General features: G+C 69.4%; 22 protein-coding genes. 8 read left to right on the forward strand and 14 right to left on the reverse strand.

Annotation, left to right across the window (positions count from 1 at the left end):
• The coding region (locus AOQ53_RS16400) for a helix-turn-helix domain-containing protein (RefSeq protein WP_059418056.1) at positions 1–683 on the forward strand (683 nt) is incomplete at its 5' end.
• Between the two features lie 51 nt (positions 684–734).
• Here AOQ53_RS16400 and AOQ53_RS16405 read toward each other — a convergent pair.
• Positions 735–1,760 (reverse strand): ATP-dependent 6-phosphofructokinase, encoded by a 1,026-nt coding sequence (locus AOQ53_RS16405; RefSeq protein WP_059418057.1) that lies wholly within the window; start codon positions 1,758–1,760, stop codon positions 735–737.
• A gap of 251 nt (positions 1,761–2,011) precedes the next feature.
• Between AOQ53_RS16405 and pta the strand changes: the two genes are divergently transcribed.
• The 3 genes from pta (at position 2,012) to pyk (ending at position 6,827) form a co-directional block, all read left to right on the forward strand.
• A complete protein-coding gene (gene pta, locus AOQ53_RS16410; RefSeq protein ID WP_059418058.1) occupies positions 2,012–4,114 on the forward strand; it encodes a phosphate acetyltransferase in 2,103 nt (700 codons plus the stop codon).
• The gene (locus tag AOQ53_RS16415) at positions 4,111–5,325 is read left to right on the forward strand and encodes an acetate kinase (RefSeq protein ID WP_059418059.1); all 1,215 of its coding nucleotides are present in this window, start codon (positions 4,111–4,113) and stop codon (positions 5,323–5,325) included. The genes pta and AOQ53_RS16415 overlap by 4 nt, the downstream gene beginning before the upstream one ends.
• A 74-nt stretch (positions 5,326–5,399) precedes the next feature.
• On the forward strand, positions 5,400–6,827 hold the full coding sequence (gene pyk / locus AOQ53_RS16420) for a pyruvate kinase (RefSeq protein WP_059418061.1): 1,428 nt from the start codon (positions 5,400–5,402) through the stop codon (positions 6,825–6,827).
• Between the two features lie 862 nt (positions 6,828–7,689).
• Here pyk and AOQ53_RS16430 read toward each other — a convergent pair.
• The 4 genes from AOQ53_RS16430 to AOQ53_RS16445 form a co-directional block, all read right to left on the reverse strand.
• Positions 7,690–9,045, reverse strand: a complete 1,356-nt coding sequence (locus AOQ53_RS16430) for a hypothetical protein (RefSeq protein WP_059418063.1) — start codon at positions 9,043–9,045, stop codon at positions 7,690–7,692.
• The gene (locus AOQ53_RS16435; protein ID WP_059418064.1) at positions 9,035–9,619 is read right to left on the reverse strand and encodes a DUF6114 domain-containing protein; all 585 of its coding nucleotides are present in this window, start codon (positions 9,617–9,619) and stop codon (positions 9,035–9,037) included. Before AOQ53_RS16435 ends, AOQ53_RS16430 begins: the two co-directional genes overlap by 11 nt.
• Positions 9,620–9,810: 191 nt before the next feature.
• Positions 9,811–10,455: a DUF6230 family protein gene (locus tag AOQ53_RS16440; protein ID WP_059418065.1), complete on the reverse strand. Its 645-nt coding sequence runs from the start codon at positions 10,453–10,455 to the stop codon at positions 9,811–9,813.
• A gap of 622 nt (positions 10,456–11,077) precedes the next feature.
• Entirely contained in the window at positions 11,078–12,055 is a 978-nt protein-coding gene (locus AOQ53_RS16445) for a tetratricopeptide repeat protein (RefSeq protein ID WP_059418066.1), read from the reverse strand.
• A 232-nt stretch (positions 12,056–12,287) separates the two neighbouring features.
• Between AOQ53_RS16445 and AOQ53_RS16450 the strand changes: the two genes are divergently transcribed.
• Complete coding sequence (locus AOQ53_RS16450; RefSeq protein WP_059418068.1) at positions 12,288–12,923, forward strand: TetR/AcrR family transcriptional regulator; 636 nt, start codon at positions 12,288–12,290, stop codon at positions 12,921–12,923.
• Between the two features lie 42 nt (positions 12,924–12,965).
• Here the strand turns inward: AOQ53_RS16450 and AOQ53_RS40005 are convergent, their stop codons facing one another.
• Positions 12,966–13,316, reverse strand: a complete 351-nt coding sequence (locus tag AOQ53_RS40005) for a hypothetical protein (RefSeq protein ID WP_063888905.1) — start codon at positions 13,314–13,316, stop codon at positions 12,966–12,968.
• An 11-nt stretch (positions 13,317–13,327) separates the two neighbouring features.
• Here AOQ53_RS40005 and AOQ53_RS44640 point away from each other — a divergent pair, with 11 nt between their 5' ends.
• Positions 13,328–13,468, forward strand: coding sequence for a hypothetical protein (locus tag AOQ53_RS44640; RefSeq protein ID WP_167745721.1), 141 nt, complete (start codon positions 13,328–13,330; stop codon positions 13,466–13,468).
• Between the two features lie 26 nt (positions 13,469–13,494).
• On the opposite strand, the gene AOQ53_RS16455 is transcribed toward AOQ53_RS44640, so the two are convergent.
• The 5 genes from AOQ53_RS16455 to AOQ53_RS16475 all read right to left on the reverse strand — a co-directional run bounded on the left by AOQ53_RS16455 (position 13,495) and on the right by AOQ53_RS16475 (position 17,798).
• Entirely contained in the window at positions 13,495–15,195 is a 1,701-nt protein-coding gene (locus AOQ53_RS16455; RefSeq protein ID WP_059418070.1) for an acyl-CoA mutase large subunit family protein, read from the reverse strand.
• Between the two features lie 75 nt (positions 15,196–15,270).
• Entirely contained in the window at positions 15,271–15,609 is a 339-nt protein-coding gene (locus AOQ53_RS16460; RefSeq protein WP_059418071.1) for a DUF3817 domain-containing protein, read from the reverse strand.
• Between the two features lie 43 nt (positions 15,610–15,652).
• On the reverse strand, positions 15,653–16,162 hold the full coding sequence (locus tag AOQ53_RS16465) for a MarR family winged helix-turn-helix transcriptional regulator (RefSeq protein ID WP_059418072.1): 510 nt from the start codon (positions 16,160–16,162) through the stop codon (positions 15,653–15,655).
• Positions 16,163–16,194: 32 nt separating this feature from the next.
• A complete protein-coding gene (locus AOQ53_RS16470; RefSeq protein ID WP_078945340.1) occupies positions 16,195–16,506 on the reverse strand; it encodes an antibiotic biosynthesis monooxygenase family protein in 312 nt (103 codons plus the stop codon).
• A 32-nt stretch (positions 16,507–16,538) separates the two neighbouring features.
• The gene (locus AOQ53_RS16475) at positions 16,539–17,798 is read right to left on the reverse strand and encodes a cytochrome P450 family protein (RefSeq protein ID WP_059418075.1); all 1,260 of its coding nucleotides are present in this window, start codon (positions 17,796–17,798) and stop codon (positions 16,539–16,541) included.
• Positions 17,799–18,021: 223 nt separating this feature from the next.
• Here AOQ53_RS16475 and AOQ53_RS16480 point away from each other — a divergent pair, with 223 nt between their 5' ends.
• Both AOQ53_RS16480 and AOQ53_RS16485 read left to right on the forward strand, forming a co-directional pair.
• A complete protein-coding gene (locus tag AOQ53_RS16480) occupies positions 18,022–19,665 on the forward strand; it encodes an FAD-dependent oxidoreductase (RefSeq protein ID WP_059418076.1) in 1,644 nt (547 codons plus the stop codon).
• A gap of 35 nt (positions 19,666–19,700) precedes the next feature.
• The gene (locus AOQ53_RS16485; RefSeq protein ID WP_059418077.1) at positions 19,701–20,684 is read left to right on the forward strand and encodes an amidohydrolase family protein; all 984 of its coding nucleotides are present in this window, start codon (positions 19,701–19,703) and stop codon (positions 20,682–20,684) included.
• A gap of 64 nt (positions 20,685–20,748) precedes the next feature.
• Here the strand turns inward: AOQ53_RS16485 and AOQ53_RS16490 are convergent, their stop codons facing one another.
• The 3 genes from AOQ53_RS16490 to AOQ53_RS16500 are packed head-to-tail and all read right to left on the reverse strand — an operon-like array spanning position 20,749 to position 21,852.
• On the reverse strand, positions 20,749–21,090 hold the full coding sequence (locus AOQ53_RS16490; protein WP_059418079.1) for a TcmI family type II polyketide cyclase: 342 nt from the start codon (positions 21,088–21,090) through the stop codon (positions 20,749–20,751).
• A 23-nt stretch (positions 21,091–21,113) separates the two neighbouring features.
• Positions 21,114–21,593: an SRPBCC family protein gene (locus AOQ53_RS16495; protein WP_059418080.1), complete on the reverse strand. Its 480-nt coding sequence runs from the start codon at positions 21,591–21,593 to the stop codon at positions 21,114–21,116.
• A gap of 1 nt (position 21,594) precedes the next feature.
• Complete coding sequence (locus tag AOQ53_RS16500; protein WP_059418081.1) at positions 21,595–21,852, reverse strand: acyl carrier protein; 258 nt, start codon at positions 21,850–21,852, stop codon at positions 21,595–21,597.
• Between the last annotated feature and the right edge of the window lie 10 nt (positions 21,853–21,862).

The raw sequence follows: 21,862 nt of genomic DNA on the forward strand, positions 1-21,862 counted from the left end.
CCCCGACGCCCCCGCCCTTCAACGCCCCCGCCGCCCGCCGTCTGCGCGCGGCCCTCGGCATGACACCCGAGCACGTCGCCCGCGACATGCGCGTGTCGTACGGACACCCCCACGTCACCCCGGACCACGTCATGGCCTGGGAACGTGGAGCCTCGGCCCCCTCCGGCTCCGAACTCACCGCGCTCGCGGGAGTGCTGTGGTGCTCGCCCGGCGAACTCATCGGCAGCCCCCGCACCCTGCGCGAGCACCGCATCGCCCGCGGCTTCGCCCCCGAGGACGTGGCCCGCGCCGTGGGGCACGAACTCCACGCCTATCTGCGCATGGAGGAGACCGACACCTGGCGCGGCACCGACCGTCAGTCCGCCGCCCTCGCCGATCTGCTCGGCCTGCGCCTGCCCGACTTCGTCACGGTCACGGGCCGCGACGCCAAGCTCGGCGAACTGCTGCGCAACGCCGTCACCACGCGCTGGCAGGCCTATGTACGCCCGGTGGCCAAGATCGTGCCCCTGGACCGGCAGTTCCTGGAGGACGCCCTCCAGGGCCTGCACCAGGACTACCAGGGGCACATGGCCGCCACCTTGAGCTGGGGCGGCGGCGGCAGCGAAGCCGGCGACGCCGCCCGCGACTTCCTCGACCGGATCGTCGAGCACTTCTGGACGAGGATCCAGGAGAGCCCGGGCTAGTCGGCTAGGTGATCCGAAAGACACGGCCTAGCCGGCCCAGGCCCGGCCGCTCTAGAAGACCGACTCGGCCTCGTCCATCCGGTCCTTCGGCACGGTCTTCAGCTCGGTCACGGCCTCCGCGAGCGGCACCATCACGATGTCCGTCCCGCGCAGCGCGGTCATCCTGCCGAACTCCCCCTGGTGCGCGGCCTCCACCGCGTGCCAGCCGAACCGCGTGGCGAGCACCCGGTCGTACGCGGTCGGTGAGCCGCCGCGCTGGACGTGGCCGAGAATGACCGGCTTGGCCTCCTTGCCGAGCCGTCGCTCCAGCTCATAGGCGAGCGCCGTGCCGATGCCCTGGAACCGCTCGTGGCCGAACTTGTCGATCGCGCCCTTGCCGTAGTCCATGGTGCCGTCGGCGGGGTGGGCGCCCTCGGCGACGCAGACGACCGCGAACTTCTTGCCGCGGGCGAAGCGCTCCTCGACCATCTTCACGAGATCGGCGGGGTCGAACGGCCGCTCCGGCAGACAGATCCCGTGCGCGCCGGCCGCCATGCCGGACTCCAGCGCGATCCAGCCCGCGTGGCGCCCCATGACCTCCACCACCATCACCCGCTGGTGGGACTCGGCGGTGGTCTTCAGACGGTCCATCGCCTCGGTGGCGACCCCGACCGCCGTGTCGAAGCCGAAGGTGCGGTCGGTCGACGAGATGTCGTTGTCGATCGTCTTCGGGACGCCCACGACCGGCAGGCCCGCGTCGGACAGCATGCGGGCCGCCGTCAGCGTGCCCTCGCCGCCGATCGGGATCAGCGCGTCGATGCCGAACTCGTGGATCATGTCGGAGGCGTTCTCGCAGGCCTCACGGAGACGGTCGCGCTCCAGCCGGGACGACCCCAGGATCGTGCCGCCGCGGGCCAGGATGCCGCTGACCGCGTTCAGGTCGAGGGTGCGGTAGCGGCCGTCCAGCAGCCCCGAGTAACCGTCCTCGAAGCCGATGACCTCGTCGCCGTAGTTGTCGACCGCCCGGTGCACGACCGACCGGATCACGGCGTTCAGGCCGGGGCAGTCGCCGCCTGCGGTGAGAACTCCGATACGCATCGTGCTGTGTCTCCTGCTCGCTGTTGATACCGGTGAGCCTCTGCCGATTGTTTCACGCTCGACAGCCCGGTGCCGCACCCCGAGGCTGACGGGCGCCTTATCTATCGGCGGAGGTATTGTCAAGAGGGTTCTGCTCACCTCGGTGGGCGATTTTTGTGCCCGTGGCTGGATAGCCATTGGCTTGACGTGTACCCCCATTCGAGACGAAACCTTGACGTGTACCCCCATTCGAGACGAAACGGAGAGCGCGCGTGACCCGCAGCGTGTACGTGACCGGCATCGACCGCGGCGACGGCCGCCAGGTCGTCGAACTGGGGGTCATGGAGCTCCTCACCCGGCAGGTGGACCGGGTGGGTGTCTTCCGTCCCCTCGTCCATGACGGCCCCGACCGCCTCTTCGAGCTGCTGCGCGCCCGCTACCGGCTCGCCCAGGACCCGGCGACCGTCTACGGCATGGACTACCACGAGGCGTCCGCCCTCCAGGCCGAGGCCGGCACGGACGAGCTGGTGTCCACGCTCGTCGACCGCTTCCACCTGGTCGCCCGTGACTACGACGTGGTCCTGGTCCTCGGCACCGACTACGCGGGCACCCAGCTCCCGGACGAGCTGTCGCTCAACGCCCGGCTGGCGAACGAGTTCGGCGCGTCCGTGATCCCGGTCGTGGGCGGCCGAAAGCAGACCGTCGAGTCGGTGCTCGCCGAGACGCGCAACGCCTACCGGGCCTACGACACGCTGGGCTGCGACGTCCTGGCCATGGTCACCAACCGGGTGGCCCGCGAAGACCGCGACGAGATCGCCGGCCAGCTCGGCTCCCGGCTCCCCGTGCCCTGTTACGTCCTGCCCGACGAGCCCGCGCTGTCCGCCCCGACCGTCTCGCAGATCGGCCACACCCTCGGCGCCAAGGTGGTGCTGGGCGACGACTCGGGGCTGGCCCGGGACGTGCTCGGCTTCGTCTTCGGCGGCGCGATGCTGCCGAACTTCCTGGGCGCCCTGACCCCGGGCTGCCTCGTCGTCACCCCGGGCGACCGGGCCGATCTGGTCGTCGGCGCGCTCGCCGCGCACAGCGCCGGCACCCCGCCGATAGCGGGCGTGCTGCTCACCCTGGACGAGGTGCCCGGCGACGACATCCTCACCCTCGCCGACCGGCTCGCGCCCGGCACCCCGGTGCTGTCGGTGGCCGGCACCAGCTTCCCCACCGCCGAGCAGTTGTTCTCCCTGGAGGGCAAGCTGAACGCGGCCACCCCGCGCAAGGCGGAGCGGGCGCTCGGCCTGTTCGAGCGGTACGCCGACACCGCCGACCTCGCGCGCCGCGTCTCCGCCCCGAGCAGCGACCGCGTCACGCCGATGATGTTCGAGCACAAGCTGCTGGAGCAGGCCCGCTCCGACCTGCGCCGCGTGGTGCTGCCCGAGGGCACCGAGGAGCGCGTGCTGCACGCCGCCGAGGTGCTGCTGCGCCGGGGCGTGTGCGAGCTGACCCTGCTCGGCCCCGTCGACCAGATCCGCAAGAAGGCCGCCGACCTCGGCATCGACCTCGGCGAGTCCCAGCTGATCGACCCGGCCACCTCCGACCTGCGCGACGCCTTCGCCGAGAAGTACGCGGCCCTGCGCGCCCACCGGGGCGTCACCGTGGAACTGGCGTACGACGTCGTCTCGGACGTGAACTACTTCGGCACGCTGATGGTGCAGGAGGGCCTCGCCGACGGCATGGTGTCCGGCTCCGTGCACTCCACGGCCGCGACCATCCGCCCGGCCTTCGAGATCATCAAGACCAAGCCGGACGCCGACATCGTCTCGTCGGTGTTCTTCATGTGCCTGGCCGACAAGGTCCTCGTCTACGGCGACTGCGCGGTCAACCCGGACCCGAACGCCCAGCAGCTCTCCGACATCGCCATCCAGTCGGCGAGCACGGCCGAGCAGTTCGGGGTGGAGCCGCGGATCGCCATGCTGTCGTACTCCACGGGGACGTCCGGCTCGGGCGCCGACGTGGACAAGGTGCGAGAGGCCACCGAGATCGTCCGCACGCGCCGGCCCGACCTGAAGATCGAGGGCCCGATCCAGTACGACGCCGCCGTGGAGCCGTCGGTCGCGGCGACCAAGCTGCCCGGCTCCGAGGTCGCCGGGCAGGCGAGCGTGCTGATCTTCCCCGACCTGAACACCGGCAACAACACCTACAAGGCCGTGCAGCGCTCGGCCGGCGCGATCGCCGTCGGCCCGGTGCTCCAGGGTCTGCGCAAGCCGGTCAACGACCTATCCCGGGGCGCCCTCGTCCAGGACATCGTCAACACCGTCGCCATCACGGCCATCCAGGCCCAGTCCCCCGCCCCGTCCCCGAGCGAGAAGGCAACCGCCCAGTGAGCCCCACCCGCGTCCTCGTCCTCAACTCCGGCTCGTCGTCGGTGAAGTACCAGCTGCTCGACATGCGTGACGACAGCCGGCTGGCGGTGGGACTGGTCGAACGCATCGGCGAGCAGACCTCGCGCCTGAAGCACACCCCGGCCGGCGGCGAGAGCCGGGAGCGCGGCGGCGCGATCGCCGACCACGACGCCGCCCTGAAGGCCGTCGCCGAGGAGCTCGCCAAGGACGGCCTCGGCCTGGACTCGCCCGAACTGGCCGCGATCGGGCACCGGGTGGTGCACGGCGGCAAGTCCTTCACCGAGCCGACCGTGATCGACGACGCCGTGCTCGCCGAGATCGAGCGGCTCATCCCGGTCGCCCCGCTGCACAACCCGGCCAACCTCACCGGCATCCGCACGGCCCGGGCGCTGCGCCCCGACCTGCCGCAGGTCGCGGTCTTCGACACCGCCTTCCACACCACGATGCCGGAGTCGGCCGCCCGTTACGCGATCGACGTGCAGACGGCCGACGAGCACCGCATCCGCCGCTACGGCTTCCACGGCACCTCCCACGCCTACGTCTCCCGGGCCACCGCCGATCTGCTCGGCAAGGACCCCGCCGAGACGAACGTGATCGTGCTGCACCTGGGCAACGGGGCGTCCGCCTCGGCCGTCAGGGGCGGTCGTTGCGTGGACACCTCCATGGGGCTGACGCCTTTGGAGGGCCTCGTGATGGGTACGCGCTCGGGAGACATGGACCCGGCCGTCATCTTCCATTTGATGCGTGTTGGTGGAATGTCCGCCGACGAGATCGACACTCTTCTCAACAAGAAGAGCGGTCTGATCGGACTGTGCGGCGACAACGACATGAGGGAGATCCGCCGCCGCGTCGACGAGGGCGACGAGCAGGCGGAGCTGGCGTTCGACATCTACATTCACCGCCTGAAGAAGTACATCGGCGCCTATTACGCCGTACTCGGGCGGGTGGACGCGGTGGCCTTCACCGCCGGCGTCGGCGAGAACGCGGCGCCCGTGCGGGCGGCCGCCCTGGCGGGCCTGGAGGAGCTGGGCCTGGCGGTGGACGGCGAGCGCAACGCCGTACGCGGCGACGCGGCGCGGCTGATCTCGCCCGAGGGCGCCCGGGTCGCGGTGGCGGTGGTGCCTACTGACGAGGAATTGGAGATCGCGACACAGACCTACGCGCTGGTAATTGGTTCAGGGAATCACACCTGAGCGGCATCCCGCCCTTTTGTATTTTCCGCCAGACGGAATATTCCGTTGCGAAACAAACCGATAGGATCGCCCCCATGCGCCGTTCGAAAATCGTCTGTACTCTCGGCCCCGCGGTCGACTCCCACGAGCAGCTTGTCGCGCTGATCGAGGCCGGCATGAACGTGGCCCGCTTCAACTTCAGCCACGGCACGCACGCCGAGCACCAGGGCCGGTACGACCGGGTCCGTGCCGCCGCCAAGGAGACCGGCCGGGCCATCGGGGTCCTCGCCGACCTCCAGGGCCCCAAGATCCGCCTGGAGACCTTCGCCGAGGGTCCCGTGGAGCTGGTCCGCGGTGACGAGTTCACCATCACCACCGAGGACGTCCCGGGTGACAAGACGATCTGCGGGACCACCTACAAGGGCCTGCCCGGCGACGTGACCAAGGGCGACCAGGTCCTGATCAACGACGGCAACGTCGAGCTGAAGGTCACCGAGGTCGAGGGCCACCGGGTGAAGACGATCGTCATCGAGGGCGGCGTCATCTCCGACCACAAGGGCATCAACCTGCCCGGCGCGGCCGTCAACGTGCCCGCGCTGTCCGAGAAGGACATCGAGGACCTCCGCTTCGCGCTGCGCATGGGCTGCGACCTGGTCGCGCTGTCCTTCGTCCGGGACGCCAAGGACGTCCAGGACGTGCACCGCGTGATGGACGAGGAGGGCCGCCGCGTCCCGGTCATCGCCAAGGTGGAGAAGCCGCAGGCGGTGCAGAACATGGAGGACGTCGTGATGGCGTTCGACGGCGTGATGGTCGCCCGCGGTGACCTCGCCGTCGAGTACCCGCTCGAGAAGGTCCCCATGGTGCAGAAGCGCCTGATCGAGCTGTGCCGGCGCAACGCCAAGCCGGTGATCGTGGCGACCCAGATGATGGAGTCGATGATCACCAACTCCCGTCCGACCCGCGCCGAGGCCTCCGACGTGGCCAACGCGATCCTGGACGGCGCCGACGCGGTCATGCTGTCCGCCGAGTCGAGCGTGGGCGCCTACCCGATCGAGACCGTGAAGACGATGTCGAAGATCGTCACCGCGGCCGAGCAGGAGCTGATGTCCAAGGGGCTCCAGCCGCTGGTCCCGGGCAAGAAGCCGCGCACGCAGGGCGGTTCGGTGGCCCGGGCCGCGTGCGAGATCGCCGACTTCCTCGGCGGCCGCGGCCTGGTGGCCTTCACCCAGTCCGGCGACACCGCCCGCCGGCTGTGCCGCTACCGCGCCGTCCAGCCGATCATCGCGTTCACCACGGACGAGTCCACCCGCAACCAGCTCGCGCTCAGCTGGGGCGTGGAGCCGCACGTCGTGCCGTTCGTGAACAGCACGGACGAGATGGTCGACCTGGTGGACCAGGAGATGGTGAAGCTGAACCGCTTCAACGAGGGCGACATCGTGGTCATCACCGCCGGCTCGCCCCCCGGCGTCCCCGGCACCACCAACATGGTGCGCGTCCACCACCTGGGCGGCGCGAAGAGCTGACCCGGAACGAGCCCTGAGGGCCCGTGTACGGCGCCGCGGGCGCCCCCTGCTCCGACAGGGGGCGCCCTCGCTTTTGCGGCTGCGAAAGCCGAGGCCGCCAATACGTCCGGCTGCGTGAGGATCTGATCGCCAAGCGACGGACGCGATGCGCATCTTCAACCAGGACGCCGCGAACCAGCGGTACACCGAGAACCTGGAGCCCGGTCAGGGGCCTCGGCCGCTGAGGTGGGGCTGCAAGACCAACTCGCGCCGGAACCCAAGTGTCTGATCGACGCGTTGAAGGAGATCAGCCGGCAAAAGGGCGTCGGGTAGGTACCGACGCGGAGTCAAAAGGGGCCGCGCCCGCGGTGCGAGCCGGCCCTCCGCCGTTGCTTCAGCGGCAGACGTGGTGAGTGTCCCTGGCGATCGCACTGTGCAGGACCGCACCCGTGCCCTCGGACTCGTCCGAGTCGGTCCGGCGAAAGGTGAAGTGCACGTCCGCGGGGCAATGGCGCACCACGAGTGTGACCTGGTCCGCCGGGTCGGGCCAGGATCCCTCCTCGGCACGTATCCCAGCCGTCGAGAACGCCTCGCGAAGCTGCGCCGCAGCCACGGCCGAGGACAGTTTTTCCGTCTTGCCCGGTACGCCGCTCGGAAGGTCGACGGAACCGGTCCCGGTACTCAGGGCCACCGCCCGGAGGATGTCGCAGCAGACCTCGAGACGTACGTCGCCGTAGCGCAGGTTGCGCGGCTCGCCGCTCCTTCTCCGCCGGCCCGGGAAGTACTCCCCGCCCTGGGGCGGCCCCAGCCGCTCACCGGCCCCCGGACAGCGGCGAGGGCGCCCCCTGGTGGCCAGGGGGCGCCCTCGAGTCCGTCGGGTACGTCAGTCCGTGACGTACTGGCGCAGCCCGGGCACGGTCAGCGTGCCTCCGAACTGGCCGGCCTGAGTGACCTTCACCTTGGTGAAGTAGATGAGGGGGATGTTCAGGGGCGGCGGGTGCTCCGGGTCGAACGTGACCGGGATCAGCCCGAGGAGGTTGCCCGAGATCTTCTCCGTGTACATCACCGTCTTGCCGTCGGTGATCGTGGACATCGACCCCTTCGCCGCCTGGACGTGGTGGGTCTTGCCGGACTGCTTGTCCTTGACGAGCTGGTGCAGGTCCCCGATGTCGGTGCCGTCGTTGATGACGTACTTCAAAACCTTCTTCGTGGCGCCGCTCGCCGTCTTCACCTGCACGATGCCCTGGTAGTCGGCACCCTTCAGGGTCAGCGAGCTGGCCTCCAGGTACCAGGGGTCGTCGGGCACCAGGATCTGGTTGTCGACGCCGCCCTCGGCATCCGTGGCGGCCGGGCAGTCCTCGGGGTCCACGGAGGGGCTCGCGGACGGGCTGGGGGAGGCGGTGGCCTTGTCCGCCGCCTCCTCGGCCGCCTTCTCTGCGGCCTCGGTGGTGTCCTCGGCCGCCTTCGACGCCGTGTCGGTCGTGTCCTTCACGGTGTCCTTCGCCGTGTCGGTGACCTTGTCGGTGGTCTCCTTGACGGTGTCGGACGCGTCGTTCTCGCTCTTGTCCTGTGTCTCGTCCGTGTCCCCGGACGGCGAGGCGGACGCGGACGGTGTGGGACTCGGGCTCGGGCTCTCGGTGGACTTGCCACCGTTGAAGATACCGCCGATCGCGTCGCCGATGTCCTCCAGCACGTTGCCGGCGCTCTTGGACGGCGACGGGCTCGGCGTTGCCGCGTCGTCCTCGCCCGACGCTCCCGAGGAGGGCGAAGGGGTCGGCGTGGGCTCGGTCTTGCCGCCCGTGTCGTCGGAACCTGAATCCGACGAACCGGACGAGTCCGCAGGGTCCTTGTCCGCGTCCGAGCCGCCCGCGGGCGCCGAGGGAGTCGGCTCGGACGTGTTCTCGTCCTTCTTGCCGTCGTCCTCGCCGCCGCTCGCCGAGGGCGAGGGGGAGGCGCCGTCCTTGTCCTTGTCCTTGTCGCCCTCCAGCGCCGCGACGCAGTCCTTGTACTCGTCGGCCTTCAGGCTGTTCGAGGTCGACGGCTGGTCGTCGGCGAGGGCGAGTGTCGGGGTGAATCCCATGCCCATGAGGACCGCGGTGGGCATCGCCGCCATGGCTATCGCCTTGCCGGCGGGCATCTGGAACCGGGTGAACAGCGGCTTCTTGGGAGCCGCGTGACGAGGCCCCGTTCTCGCCCGAGCCGGGGTCTCGGGCAACTGGTCGCGGGCGTCAGCCGACACGGTACCCCCCGTTACGGGCCTCGGGCCGGACGTCGTTCGCCGGACCGCCGTCGCCGGTCTCGTACGGGGTCTGCGGCGGGACCGGCTCATCGCCGGCGCCCTGGGACGCGGGTTCCACGGCGCCCTCTCCGGCCGGTCCGCGACCGGGCTTGTGCCGTCCCCCGTCGGCGCCCTCCGCCTTGCCGGGCGCCCAGGAGACCGCGAGCGCACCACCGAACAGCGCGCACAGGAAGCCGATGAGGAAGCCTCCGATGTTGGAGACCACCAGCGACACCAACGCGAGGATGATCGCCGCGACACCGGCGAAGACCCGCGTCGCATGCTGGAACCACATGGTCAGCCCCAGCGTGATCAGCAGGACCCCGATGATGAGGGAGCCGGCACCCGCGGTGGTCGCCATGGTGAGCGACATGGTGCCCAGCTTCAGGGTGGCGTAGGGGAAGTAGGCGATCGGCACCCCGCCGAGGATGGTGAACAGGCCTGCCCAGAACGGCCGGCTGCCCCGCCATTCACGGAATCGCCGACGCAGCCGGGTGAAGGTCCCGGCGCTCTGGACCGGAGTCTCGGCACTCATGGAAAACAGCTCCCTCGGTCCGGTGGAGGTACGTACCGGCTCGGAAGTAGGCGTTCAGTAGCCGGAAGTTGTGAGTCTGTGAAGGGGCCCGGCGGACGGCCGGGCCGGGCCCGCGGGGCGGGGAAACCGTGGCTTCCCCGCCCCTCAGGGACAGCTCGACCGCCCCTGTGGTGCCCGTGGGCCGGAGGCCGTCAGAAGCACTCCATGCCCTTGTCCGTGCCAAGACGCATCGACAGGCCGTTGAGCGTGAAGGTGCCGGCCGTGGTCGCCCACGCCGTCTGCTCGACGTTGGTGAGGTCGGCCGACTCGGCCTGCTGGGCGAAGCCGCCCGGCAGCGTGGTCTTCGTGTCCTTGACCTCCGGGCCACGCGTCTTGTCCTGGACCGCCACACCGATGTCGATGTTCTTGAACTTCGCATCGGCGTCGAGCTGGGCGACGTCGATGTAGAGGTTCTTCGCCGTGACCGGCTTCTTGGGGTTGTTCCCCGCCTCAAGACGGAGGTAGACCGTCTTGCCTATGAGGGGGATCGGCGTCGCGACCGACTGACACATCTTGGTGATCGTCGCGTCGTCGAACGACGAGATCGCCACCGGAACCGGCTTCTTTTCCTTGCCCTCGGTCGAGGCGTAGACGGTATCGATTCCGCCGTACTGAGCGAAACCCTCACCGTGCAGGTGAGAGGCCTTCACCTTGAACTGCTGACCGGAGACGCTGAACGACGCGGCCAGCGCACCCTGCGCCAGCCCGACACCCACACATGCCGCGGCGGCCACGCTGGGCACCATGACCACAGCGAACCGCTTCCATCTGGTCCCGCCACGCACCTGGGACTCCATATTTCCTCCTTCTCGGACGTACATCTCCTGACCTGGCTCGCCCCGAATCGCGGCTCAGCCGTGCAGGGATGGGAGAAGTGCTACGTCCTCGGGAAGGAGAGCGCCTGCACTCGGCGGCGCACCTCGCGCCCGAATCACCGGCGATCACCCCCGAGCGACAACCACTGGTCGCGCCTGACACGCATCACGCACAACCCTGCTGGACAGGCTTCGCCGAATGGGCGAAGACCCCCCTGTCCAAGAGCCGGCGCCACTGCCGCCGGCTCTGCTCGGTGGGGACCCAGGATGTCCCGCGACCCAACCGGCTGCCGGGGTACGGGAATGGACCGAGCGTGGCCGATCGTGGTGCATTCTCGCCGCCCGCACAAGGGGGATCGTTACTGGCTAGTAACGGCCGGATAACCGAACAACGACCCCCCGGTCTCGGACGACGACACAGGGTGTTGCCGAACGGCGGTACAAAGTTGTTGATCGGCGGACAGAAACCGACAGATCAACGCGCGCGACTTACTCGCAGTAACAGCGGCCGCGTTTACCAAGTTTTGGCAAAGCGCGGCCGCGGTGACGCTCTTTCGGCAAATCTTTCACGCGGGCATCACAGGCCCGTGTGTTTAACGACTGGTCAGAACAGGGCCCGGGCCAGGGCCCTGCGGGCCGCGATCACGCGCGGATCCTCGGGTCCGACCACCTCGAACAGCTCCAGCAGCCGCATCCGTACGGTGTCCCGGTCGTCACCCACCGTACGCCCCACGGTCTCGATGAGCCGGCCGAAGGCGTCCTCCACGTGGCCGCCCACCAGATCCAGGTCGGCGGCGGCGATCTGAGCCTGCACGTCGGCCGGCTTCTCGGCCGCGTCCCTGCGCACCTGCTGCGGGTCGACACCCTGCACGCGCTGGAGCAACTCGGCCTGGGCGAGGCCCAGTTTGGCCTCCTCGTTGCCCGGGTCCTCGCTCAGCACGTTCTTGTAGGCCTGGACGGCACCGCTCAGGTCGCCGGAGTCCAGCGCCTGCACGGCGGCTTCGAGGAGCGCGTCGTACGGACCGGCCGGCCGCTCGGGAGCCTGCTGGGCGCCGCCGCCCGGCTCGGCTTCGGGGTCGACGGCGAGGCCGGTCAGACCGAAGCGCTGCTCGGCGACCTGGACCAGCTGGTCCAGGGTCTGCCGGATCTGCTCCTCGCCCGCGGCCCCCTGGAAGAGCGGCAGCGCCTGCCCCGCGACGACCGCGAACACCGCGGGGATCCCCTGGATGCCGAACTGCTGCATCAGCATCTGGTTGGCGTCGACGTCGATCTTGGCGAGCAGGAAGCGGCCGTTGTACTCGACGGCCAGCCGCTCCAGGACCGGGCTCAGCTGCTTGCAGGGCTGACACCACTCGGCCCAGAAGTCGATGACGACGGGCACCTCGGCGGACCGCTGGAGGACGTCCCTCTCGAACCCCGCCTCGTCGACGTCGATGACGAGATCGGCCGGGGAGATCGCCCCCGTGCCACCCTCCCGGGCGGCTTGCGCACGCGCCTGCTCCGCCTTCGCCTTGGCCTCCTGGGCCGCCTTCACCGCGGCGAGGTCGACGACTCCGCTCATGGACATGTTCCGTGGCTGCATGCGTCTATCCTCCCCCGTACTGCGCGCGCGTGTGAAAACGGTCTGAAAGCCGGGCCGGTCGGATGCCCTTGGCGCCGGGTCCCCACCCCACGCCGTGTCGCCGCAGCCCGTGTACGTCCCTCACGAGCTTTCGCTACGAGACGTAGCGTAATGCCACACCGAACCGCCGGGACACCGCCCCCCGGTGATCTCCCTCACGGCCGCACAGGAACCGCCGGTTTATGGTCAGGACATGCACAGCCGCAGCCCAGCAAGCCGCACCGGGCGCCCGCGCAGCGCCACGGCGGACGCCGCGATCCTGGCCGCGACCCGCGAGGCTCTCGTGGAGCTGGGCTGGTCCAAGCTCACCCTGGGAGACGTCGCGACACGCGCCGGGGTTGCGAAGACGACCCTCTATCGCCGCTGGGCGGGCAAGAACGAACTGGTCGTCGACGCGGTCGCGGTGCTCTTCGACGAGCTGGAACTCCCGGACAGCGGCTCACTGGCCGCGGACATCGAGGGCGTCGTCCTCCAGTTCGCGGCGATCCTGGCCCGCCCGGAGGCCAAAAGCGGCCTGATGGCAGTGGTGGCGGAGGCCACCCGCGACGACGCCCTGCGCGAACGCATCCGCGCATCGGTGGTCGACCGCCAGAAACGCCTGGTCCTGGAGGGCAGGTCCCGAGCCCAGGTACGAGGCGAACTCCCACCCGAACCGGACCCCGCCACAGCGTCCCGCACGGCAGACCTGATCTTCGACATGGTCGCGGGGGCGGTGGTCCACCGCACGCTGGTGAGCGGGGGGCCGGTGGACGAGGCGTGGGTACGCGGCTTCACCCTGGTGCTGCTCCGGGGACTGGCGGCAGGAACCGCACACACGGCCGCCGGCTGAGACATGCCCGTCCGCCACCCGCCGCGCCGGCGTGAGGGCCGCTCAGGAGGAACCGCCACCGAAGGTGATGCCGCCGTGGATGTCCCGGCCCTGGATCACCGTGCCCCGGGTGCCGCCGGAGATCTCGTTGTGCACGTCCCCGGACCGTGACGCGACCTCCGCGTCCGCCCGCCGCCGCCAGGTCTCCGGGCGCGTTCGTTGAGCAGCGCGGCGAGCCGCCCGGCCCGCTCCTCGGTGCGCGGGGGCTCTGCCGGGACCAGCCGGCTCGTCTTCGCCGGAACGGGACCCCCTTCGGGTGACCAGGTCGCGCAGGGACGCCCAGATCTGTTCCCCGGCCGCACCGGCCGTCCCCGAGGCGAGAGCCACGAGCAGTCCTGCCGTGATCGGCTCCACGGAGGTCCTGGGTGCAGAAGACCGACACGGTCCAGGTCAGCGGCAGGCGCAGCACCGTGTGGTGCCAGGAGCCCGCGTCCGAGGTGTACGACCTGTCGGGTGTCGCGTACGGCGAGCCCCCGTCCAGCATGCTCCTCGGGTGCGGGCGCTGAACCCCGCCGGCAGACAGAGGACGTACTCAGAAGCCCGCAGGCTCGGTGTACACCCCCCACTCGTCCCGCAGCACCCCGCAGATCTCGCCGAGCGTCGCCTCGGCCCGGACCGCCTCCAGCATCGGCTCGATCATGTTCGCGTCCGACCGCGCCGCGGCGACCATGCCGTCGAGCGCCGCACGGACCCGCGCGTCGTCCCGCCCGGCCTTCCGCTCCCCGAGCACCCGGACCTGCTCCCGCTCCACCTCGTGGCTGACCCGCAGGATCTCCAGATCCCCGGTCACCGACCCGGTGTGGACGTTCACCCCGACGACCTTCTTGTCGCCCTTCTCCAGCGCCTGCTGGTACCGGAACGCCGACTCCGCGATCTCCCCGGTGAACCAGCCGTCCTCGATGCCCCGCAGGATCCCGGAGGTGATCGGCCCGATCGGATGCTGTCCGTCGGGGTGTGCCCGCAGCCCCCGCTCCCTTATCTGCTCGAAGATCTTCTCGGCGTCGGCCTCGATCCGGTCCGTCAGCTGCTCGACGTACCAGGAACCGCCCAGTGGGTCGGCCACGTTGGCGACGCCGGTCTCCTCCATCAGCACCTGCTGGGTGCGCAGGGCGATCTCCGCCGCCTGCTCGCTCGGCAGCGCGAGGGTCTCGTCGAGGGCGTTGGTGTGCAGCGAGTTCGTCCCGCCGAGCACGGCCGCCAGCGCCTCCACGGCCGTCCGTACGACGTTGTTGTACGGCTGCTGCGCGGTGAGGGAGACACCCGCCGTCTGCGTGTGGAAGCGCAGCCACTGGGCCTTCTCGGACTTCGCCCCGTACACGTCCCGCATCCAGCGGGCCCAGATCCGCCGGGCCGCCCGGAACTTCGCGATCTCCTCGAAGAAGTCGACGTGCGCGTCGAAGAAGAAGGACAGACCGGGGGCGAAGACGTCGACGTCCAGCCCGCGCGACAGCCCCAGCTCCACGTATCCGAAGCCGTCCGCCAGCGTGTACGCCAGCTCCTGCGCGGCCGTCGACCCGGCCTCGCGGATGTGGTAGCCGGAGACGGACAGCGGCTTGTACGCGGGGATGCCGGCCGCGCAGTGCTCCATCAGGTCGCCGATGAGCCGCAGGTGCGGCTCCGGCTGGAAGAGCCACTCCTTCTGGGCGATGTACTCCTTGAAGATGTCCGTCTGGAGCGTGCCGTTCAGGACGGACGGGTCGACGCCCTGCCGTTCGGCGGCGACCAGGTACATGCAGAAGACGGGCACGGCCGGTCCGCTGATGGTCATGGACGTCGTCACGTCACCCAGCGGGATGTCCTTGAACAGGAGCTCCATGTCGGCCGCCGAGTCGATCGCGACGCCGCAGTGCCCGACCTCGCCCAGCGAACGCGGGTCGTCGGAGTCGCGGCCCATGAGCGTCGGCATGTCGAAGGCGACCGAGAGCCCGCCTCCGCCGTTGCGGAGGATCATCTTGTAGCGCTCGTTGGTCTGCTCGGCGTTGCCGAACCCGGCGAACTGCCGGATGGTCCACGTACGCCCCCGGTAACCGGTCGCGTACAGGCCGCGGGTGAAGGGGTACTCCCCGGGCCAGCCGATCCGCTCGAACCCCTCGTACCTGTCGCCGGGCCGGGGCCCGTACACCGGCTCCACGGGATCGCCGGAGAGCGTGGTGAAGTCGGCCTCGCGCTTGCGCGCGGCGTCGAACCGGGCCTGCCAGCGACGGCGGCCTTCCTCTATGGCGTCAGCGTCCATACACTCGAATTTACTAGGACGTCCAAGTAAATGTCGATGGCAGACCGCCGTACGTTCGTCCGTACGGCGGTGCGGTTACGCCTTGACGGTCGCGGGCGAGTCCTCCGCGACCCTGGCCTCGAGCTCGCGGCTGATCTTGCGCTCCACGAAGAACGCGGCCGTCGGGATGGTCCCGGCGAGCAGCACCCAGATCTGCTTGCCCACCCGCCACTTCGCCTTGGAGCCAAGGTCGAAGGCGAAGATCAGGTACACGACGTAGAGCCAGCCGTGCGCGATGCTGACGACGCGCGTGAAGTCGGCCGCGCCGTTCAGGTCGAGCACGTACTTGCCGATCATGCCGAGGGTCAGCAGGACCAGCAGTACGCCGGTGACGTAGGCCATCACGCGATAGCGGGTCAGCACGCTCTTCTTCATGCCGTCGAGCGTAACGACCCGTTCCGGGAGATCTTGGCCCGGGTCACCCCTCCTCGAAGTCCCCCGCGGCGATCCGCAGCGGCCGCAGCATCGCGAAGATCTCGGCGCACTCCTCCGCGTCGTACACCCCGAGCCCGAAGTCCATCGCCATCAGGTCGCGGGTGGCCGCCTCGACCACCTCGCGGCCCTTGTCGGTGATGCTGGCAAGGGTGCCGCGCCCGTCGTTCGGATTGGGCCGCTTGGCGACGAGGCCCGACCTGACCAGCCGGTCCACGGTGTTCGTCACGGACGTGGGGTGCACCATGAGCCGCTCACCGATCTTGGACATGGGCAGCTCGCCGGACTTGGAGAAGGTGAGCAGCACCAGCGCCTCGTAGCGCGCGAACGTCAGCCCGTACGGCCTGACCACCGCGTCGACCTCGGCGAGGAGGATCTGCTGGGCGCGCATGATCGAGGTGATCGCGGCCATGGACGGCACGTTTCCCCAGCGCTGCTTCCAGCGTTCGTCGGCGCGCGCGATCGGATCGAAGGAGAGACTGAGCGGCTTCGGCACGAACCCGACCTTACCGGCCGGTCACATGGTGGTCAGCCCTGTCTCGGCCTTCGGTCACCAGTGCCCTCGGGCACGATCTCGAAGACCCCGGTCCACCGGTCGTCGTGCAGACAGGCGTTCATCGGCCTGACCAGAGTGGTGTGATCGGGGTCGGTGCGCCACCGCTTGATGGCTTCGAGGCTTTCCCACTCACTGGTGAGCAGCCATCGACCGGGATCGTCGACGGAGCGGCAGAGCTGTTCGCGCAGATGTCCGGGAAATCGCATGGCGCCGTCGCGTACGCCTTGGTAGGCATCCACGAAATCCGCTTCCCTTCCCTCCCGGACGCGCAGCAGGCGAACCACTCGCACCCGCGCCGGTGCCGGAGTCTCCCCCGTCACGACGGGTCGAGAACGACGGGGAGTTCCGCGAGCCCGCGGAAGGCGGGGAACGGCACGGTCAGCCAGCGCACGTTCTCCGGCTCCCCGACCAGGGCCATGGCGGGGTGGCGCCCGAAGAGCGTGGTGAGGGCGATCTGCATCTCCAGACGCGCCAGAGGCGCGCCGATGCAGTAGTGCGGGCCGAGGCCGAAGGCGAGGTGCGTCGCCTGAACGTTCGGACGTTCGACGTCCATGCGGTCCGGGTCGGGGAACACTTCCGGGTCCCGGTTGGCCGCCGTGAGCGAGATCTGCACGAGCGCGCCCTTGGGGATGAGTGTGTCGCGGATCTTGATGTCTTCCGTCGCGTAGCGAAATGTCGAGTTCTCCACGGAGGTCTCGAACCGGAAGATCTCCTCGACGGCTGCGGCCGTCGCCCCCGGGTCCCGGAAGGCCAGGCGCTTCTGCTCCGGCTGGCAGAGCAGGTGGTAGACGGCGTTGCCGACCTGGTACGCGGTCGACTTGTGGCCCGCGAAAAGCAGCACCCACGCGGTGGAGACGAGTTCGTGGTCGGTGAGCGCGCCGTCCTCGTCCTGCGCCGTGACGAGTGCGCTGAGCAGAGCTCCGTCCGGCTCCTTCCGCTTCCGCGCGATCAGGTGCACCAGATAGTCGCGCAGGTTTCCCTCGGCGATTTCCAGCGCCTTTCGCGCCTCCGGCCCGAAGCCGGTCTGAGCGACGGTGGCGGACCATTCCTGGGCTTGCCTGCGTTCGTTCTCCGGGACGCCGAGGAGCTCACAGATCACGTGCAGCGGCAGCGGGAAGCAGAACTCCTTCAGGAGGTTCACGGGCTCCGACGCCGGGCAGCGGTCCAGCAGGTCGTCAGCGATCTTCTGGACCTTCGGACGCAGCGACTCCACCCTCTTGGGGGTGAAGGTGGTGCCGACGATCCTGCGGAGCCTGGTGTGCTTCGGAGGGTCCGAGAACAGCATGTTGTCGTCCAGGGCGATCGACGAGTCGCCGAAGATGCGGTGGTAGGCGTCGATGGCGCCGTACATGTCCTTGCTCAGCCGAGGGTCGGCCAAGGCGGCACGGGCGTCGTCGTACCGGGTGATCAGGTACGTGTCGACCCCGTGAGGGGGCGTCAGCGGGCATACGGGTGCGGTCGCTCTGAGCGCGGCGTACACGGGATGGGGGTTGGCGCGAAACTCCCGGCTGCAGGCCGAGGCCGCGGCAGCGGCCTCTTCGGACGACATTTCCTCGGATGCGAACGCTTGCGTCATGGCTGGTCCCGGGGGTCGAAAGTTCCGTCGGTCGGTCACACGATTTCCCGGCAGGCACGGCGCGGCAAACGCTGCTGGGCCATATGAGTCTCAGCGCCGCAGAACGAGATGCGAATTGCTCCGGTGACCCGGCCGGCGTACCCCGGGGCGCGCGGTTAGGTCCCGCTTGGTAAACATCATGGACGGGCCAGTCCACCGATTCCCGGGCTGGACAAGTCGCCGGATGACGAGGAAACCAGTGAGCGGACGCGAAGTGGAATCTGTGCCAGTTCTCATCGTGGGCGGATCCCTGGTGGGTCTTTCCACCTCCGTATTCCTGGGGCGTCTCGGAATCGAGCACATGCTCGTGGAACGGCATGCCGAGACATCGACGCACCCACGTGGCCGCGGGAACAACGTGCGCACCATGGAGATCTTCCGGACCGCCGGACTCGAGCAGAGCGTGCGGGAGGCCGCCTTCGCTCTCGCCGGAAACGACGGCGTTCTCCAGGTGGACACCCTCGTCGGGGACCAGCGCCGCTGGATCGTTCAGGACATTGCCGCAGGCATGGACGTCTCCCGGGTCAGCTCCTCGAACTGGTGCCTGTGCAGCCAGAACGATCTGGAGCCGGTCCTGCTGAACCGCGCCCGCCAGGGCGGCGACATCCGCTTCGGTACGGAGCTGCTTTCCTTCACGCAGGACGAAAAGGGAGTCCGGGCACAGGTCATGCGCCGGGACACCGGTGAGACCCGTACCGTGCACGCCGATTTCCTGGTGGCCGCCGATGGCCCGAGAAGCCCCGTTCGCAAACGTCTGGGAATCGGCCAGTCAGGACCCGGTGCCCTGTTCCACAACGTCAGCGTCACGTTCCGGAGCAAAACCCTCAAGGAATACGTCGGACCGAAGCGATTCATCGTCTGCTACACCACCGATCCACAGGGGGAAGGCGCCTTGCTGCCCGTGGACAACGAGGAACGGTGGGTCATCCATATCCCTTGGTCCCCCGATCGGGGCGAAACGCTGGAAGACTTCGGAAACGAGCGCTGCGCGGCACATATTCGCGCGGCCGTCGGTGTTCCGGACCTTGATGTCGAGATCGCGGAAAAGGCGCCTTGGCACGCTTCCAGGCGAATCGCGGACAGCTACGGGCAGGGCCGGGTCTTTCTGGCCGGTGACGCGGCTCATGAAATGCCGCCCAACGGGGCGTTCGGCTCCAACACCGGGATCCAGGACGCCCACAACCTCGCCTGGAAACTCGCCGCGGTACTCCGCGGCTGGGCCGGCCTGCCGCTGCTCGACACCTACGAGTGTGAACGACGGCCTGTCGCCGTCACGACGAGCGAACGGGCCGCCCGGCAGGTGGCCGAGGAGCAGCACCCCGCATTCGGCCCGGCGGCGGGACGCAACAACGACGCGGCGGACCTCATGACGGTCGCGCTCTGCTACCGGTACGCCTCGGATGCCGTGGTGGGCGCCTCCCCTCAGCGGCCGGTCGTCCCGGAAGCCTTCCGGATCGACGGAGAACCGGGGAGCCGCGCACCCCACATGTGGGTCAGGGCAGGAGGCGCCAGGATCTCCACTCTCGATCTGTACGAGCGTTCCTTCGTCGTACTCGCCGGGGCCGAAGGCCACCAGTGGCGCCGCGCGGCGGAGCGGGCGGGCGAGAAGCTCGGCGTGCCGGTCGAGGTGTATCTCGTGGGGGACGGCCCTGATCACGACCTCGTTCCCGAGCCGGATGCCGACTGGGCGGCGCTGCACGGCACCGCCGACGACGGTGCCGTCCTCGTACGCCCGGACGGTTTCGTCGCATGGCGCGCGCCCACCCACCTGCCGTCCGCCGACCGTGTGCTGACGGACGTGCTGCAGACCGTGCTCTGCCGCGGCTGAACACCCACCGAAACGACCACGCCGAGGACATGCCGATGACATTCGAAGACGGCCCCGTCGCGGGCCGAGTGGACGTCCACCACCATTTCACCGCGCCGGCCTGGCTGGACTGGGCGGAAGAACGCGGTGTCGTCAACCGCGAGAGGCTGCCCTGGTGGACACGCTGGGACCTGGACGCGGCTCTGGAAGTCATGGACAAGACGGGCATCAGCACCGCTGTCATGACCGTCGCGATGCTCGGACGGTTCCGCGAGCGGGCGGAGCGCCAGGAGAGCGCGCGGATCGCCCTGCGAGCGGCGGCCGATGTCGTCGAGGACCATCCCGCGCGCTTCGCCTTCTTCACTCCTGTGTTCCTGGACGACCTGGAACTCTCGCAGTGGAGCCTCCGTTACGGACTCGACGAACTCGGGGCCGTCGGGGTGAGCACGAGAACGAGCATGGACGGTGTCTACCTCGGTGACGCCGCCCACGACCGCCTCCTGCAGGAGCTGAACGACCGGTCCGCCGTCGTCAGCACGCACCCCATGGAAGTGCCGGCCGGAAAGGACGGCGGTGCCGGACTGCCGGGGATGCCGCCCTTCGTGTGCGACTTCCTCATGGACACCACACGCGCGGCCATCAACCTGATCCGCAACGGCACCCTGGACCGCTATCCGAATCTCAGCTTCGTCCTTCCCCATGGGGGAGGCTTCCTTCCGTACATGGCCACTCGGCTCGAACTCTTCGGCGGGCACCTCACCCCCGAGATCGAGCCGGGCAGGGTCCGTGACTACCTGCACCGGTTCTACTTCGACACAGCGGGCCCCATGTCTCCCTCCGCCACGCCCAGTCTGCTGGCCACGGTGGATCCCAGCCGTGTCCTCTTCGGCACGGACTGGCCGCCCACCCCCGCACAGGTCGTCGCCGACATCGCGGTACCCGCCCTGGACGGCGACCCCTTCCTCTCGCCGGAACAGCTCAGGGGCATCAACCGGGAGAACGCCATGCGTCTGCTGCCGGTACTGGCCCGCTCCTCCTAGCTCCTGGCCGCACGCACGAGAGAAGGCCGCCGCCCTCACGGGCGGCGGCCTTCTCTCGTCGGCGTCACCGGGTGGCCGGGGCCGTATCTCTCTCCCAGTGGTAGAAGCACTGCGCCATCGCGTCCTTCGGACCGCGCCAGGTCTGCGGGTCGTACGGGCTCACGTACGCCTCGAGCTTGCTGCTGATGTCGCGGAACTCGGGGTGCCCGGCCACGCGCGCGATGGCGGGGCCCGGGTCCTGCTCGGCCTCGATGAAGTGCATGTACACATCGCCGAACTGGAAGAGGGAACGCTGGGTCACCCCGACGAGGCGGGGCAGGTCGCCGCGGTCGGAGGCCGCGAAGACCTCGGCGATGTCCGGAGCCGAATGCGGGGCCATCCGGGCGACGATCAGGGCGTGGTGCATGAGGTCTCCTTACGCGGCGGCGTTCAGGCGGGCGTGACGGGTGAGGTCCGCCGCTCGCCGGCGGCCTGCTCGATGCGGTCGCGGATGAGGGCCATCTGGACGGGCGAGTTGCGGTTGATGATGTCCGTCATCCCGGCGTCGTCGACCGGCGCGTCCGGCCTCATGGCGAAGTCCTGGGTCCAGTGCATCCGGGTGCCGTCGGGGGTCTCCTCGTACTCCCACCGGATGTTCATGTACTCGAACGGACCGGGTTCGACCCGGCGTGCCGTGACGGTGAGCTTGTCGCGGTCGGTGGTCCGTTCCGACACCCAGCTCCACACCTTGCCGTTCTCGTCGGGGTGCATGGTCAGGCGGAAGGTCACCGTGTCGCCCTGCCGGGACAGCACCTCGGCGGCCGCGTACTCGCTGAACAGCTGCGGCCATCTCTCGATGTCGTTGGTCATGTCCCAGACGAGGTCGAGGGGTGCGGCGATGGTGATCTCGTTCTCGGTGTGCCCTGCCATCTCAGGCTCCTGCCGTGAGCGTGCTGTTGACGAGGTCGAGGAAGTCGCGGGGGGTCTTGCACTTCTCCGCGTCGGTGGGGAGCGCCCGGGCGTGCCGGTTCTCCAGCTCCCCCACGATGCCGAGGAGGCCGAGCGAATCCAGCCCGAACTCGGCGAAGGGGGTGTCCACCCGGGCTTCGAGGTCGTGCGGGTCGACGGTGACGCCGGCGGCCTTCTTCATCAGTGCGGCCAGCTCTTCGAGGGTCACTTCACTGTTCATGTGCGTTCTC

Source organism: Streptomyces azureus (assembly GCF_001270025.1).
Lineage (GTDB): Bacteria > Actinomycetota > Actinomycetes > Streptomycetales > Streptomycetaceae > Streptomyces > Streptomyces azureus.

Bases quoted from the DNA above. Each gene is read 5' to 3' on its own strand.
- AOQ53_RS16405 (WP_059418057.1), bottom strand. From the start codon at position 1,760: ATGCGTATCGGAGTTCTCACCGCAGGCGGCGACTGCCCCGGCCTGAAC.
- pyk (WP_059418061.1), top strand. From the start codon at position 5,400: ATGCGCCGTTCGAAAATCGTCTGTACTCTCGGCCCCGCGGTCGACTCC.
- AOQ53_RS16435 (WP_059418064.1), bottom strand. From the start codon at position 9,619: ATGAGTGCCGAGACTCCGGTCCAGAGCGCCGGGACCTTCACCCGGCTG.
- AOQ53_RS16440 (WP_059418065.1), bottom strand. From the start codon at position 10,455: ATGGAGTCCCAGGTGCGTGGCGGGACCAGATGGAAGCGGTTCGCTGTG.
- AOQ53_RS16445 (WP_059418066.1), bottom strand. From the start codon at position 12,055: ATGCAGCCACGGAACATGTCCATGAGCGGAGTCGTCGACCTCGCCGCG.
- AOQ53_RS16450 (WP_059418068.1), top strand. From the start codon at position 12,288: ATGCACAGCCGCAGCCCAGCAAGCCGCACCGGGCGCCCGCGCAGCGCC.
- AOQ53_RS16455 (WP_059418070.1), bottom strand. From the start codon at position 15,195: ATGGACGCTGACGCCATAGAGGAAGGCCGCCGTCGCTGGCAGGCCCGG.
- AOQ53_RS16460 (WP_059418071.1), bottom strand. From the start codon at position 15,609: ATGAAGAAGAGCGTGCTGACCCGCTATCGCGTGATGGCCTACGTCACC.
- AOQ53_RS16475 (WP_059418075.1), bottom strand. From the start codon at position 17,798: ATGACGCAAGCGTTCGCATCCGAGGAAATGTCGTCCGAAGAGGCCGCT.
- AOQ53_RS16480 (WP_059418076.1), top strand. From the start codon at position 18,022: ATGACGAGGAAACCAGTGAGCGGACGCGAAGTGGAATCTGTGCCAGTT.
- AOQ53_RS16485 (WP_059418077.1), top strand. From the start codon at position 19,701: ATGACATTCGAAGACGGCCCCGTCGCGGGCCGAGTGGACGTCCACCAC.
- AOQ53_RS16490 (WP_059418079.1), bottom strand. From the start codon at position 21,090: ATGCACCACGCCCTGATCGTCGCCCGGATGGCCCCGCATTCGGCTCCG.
- AOQ53_RS16495 (WP_059418080.1), bottom strand. From the start codon at position 21,593: ATGGCAGGGCACACCGAGAACGAGATCACCATCGCCGCACCCCTCGAC.
- AOQ53_RS16500 (WP_059418081.1), bottom strand. From the start codon at position 21,852: ATGAACAGTGAAGTGACCCTCGAAGAGCTGGCCGCACTGATGAAGAAG.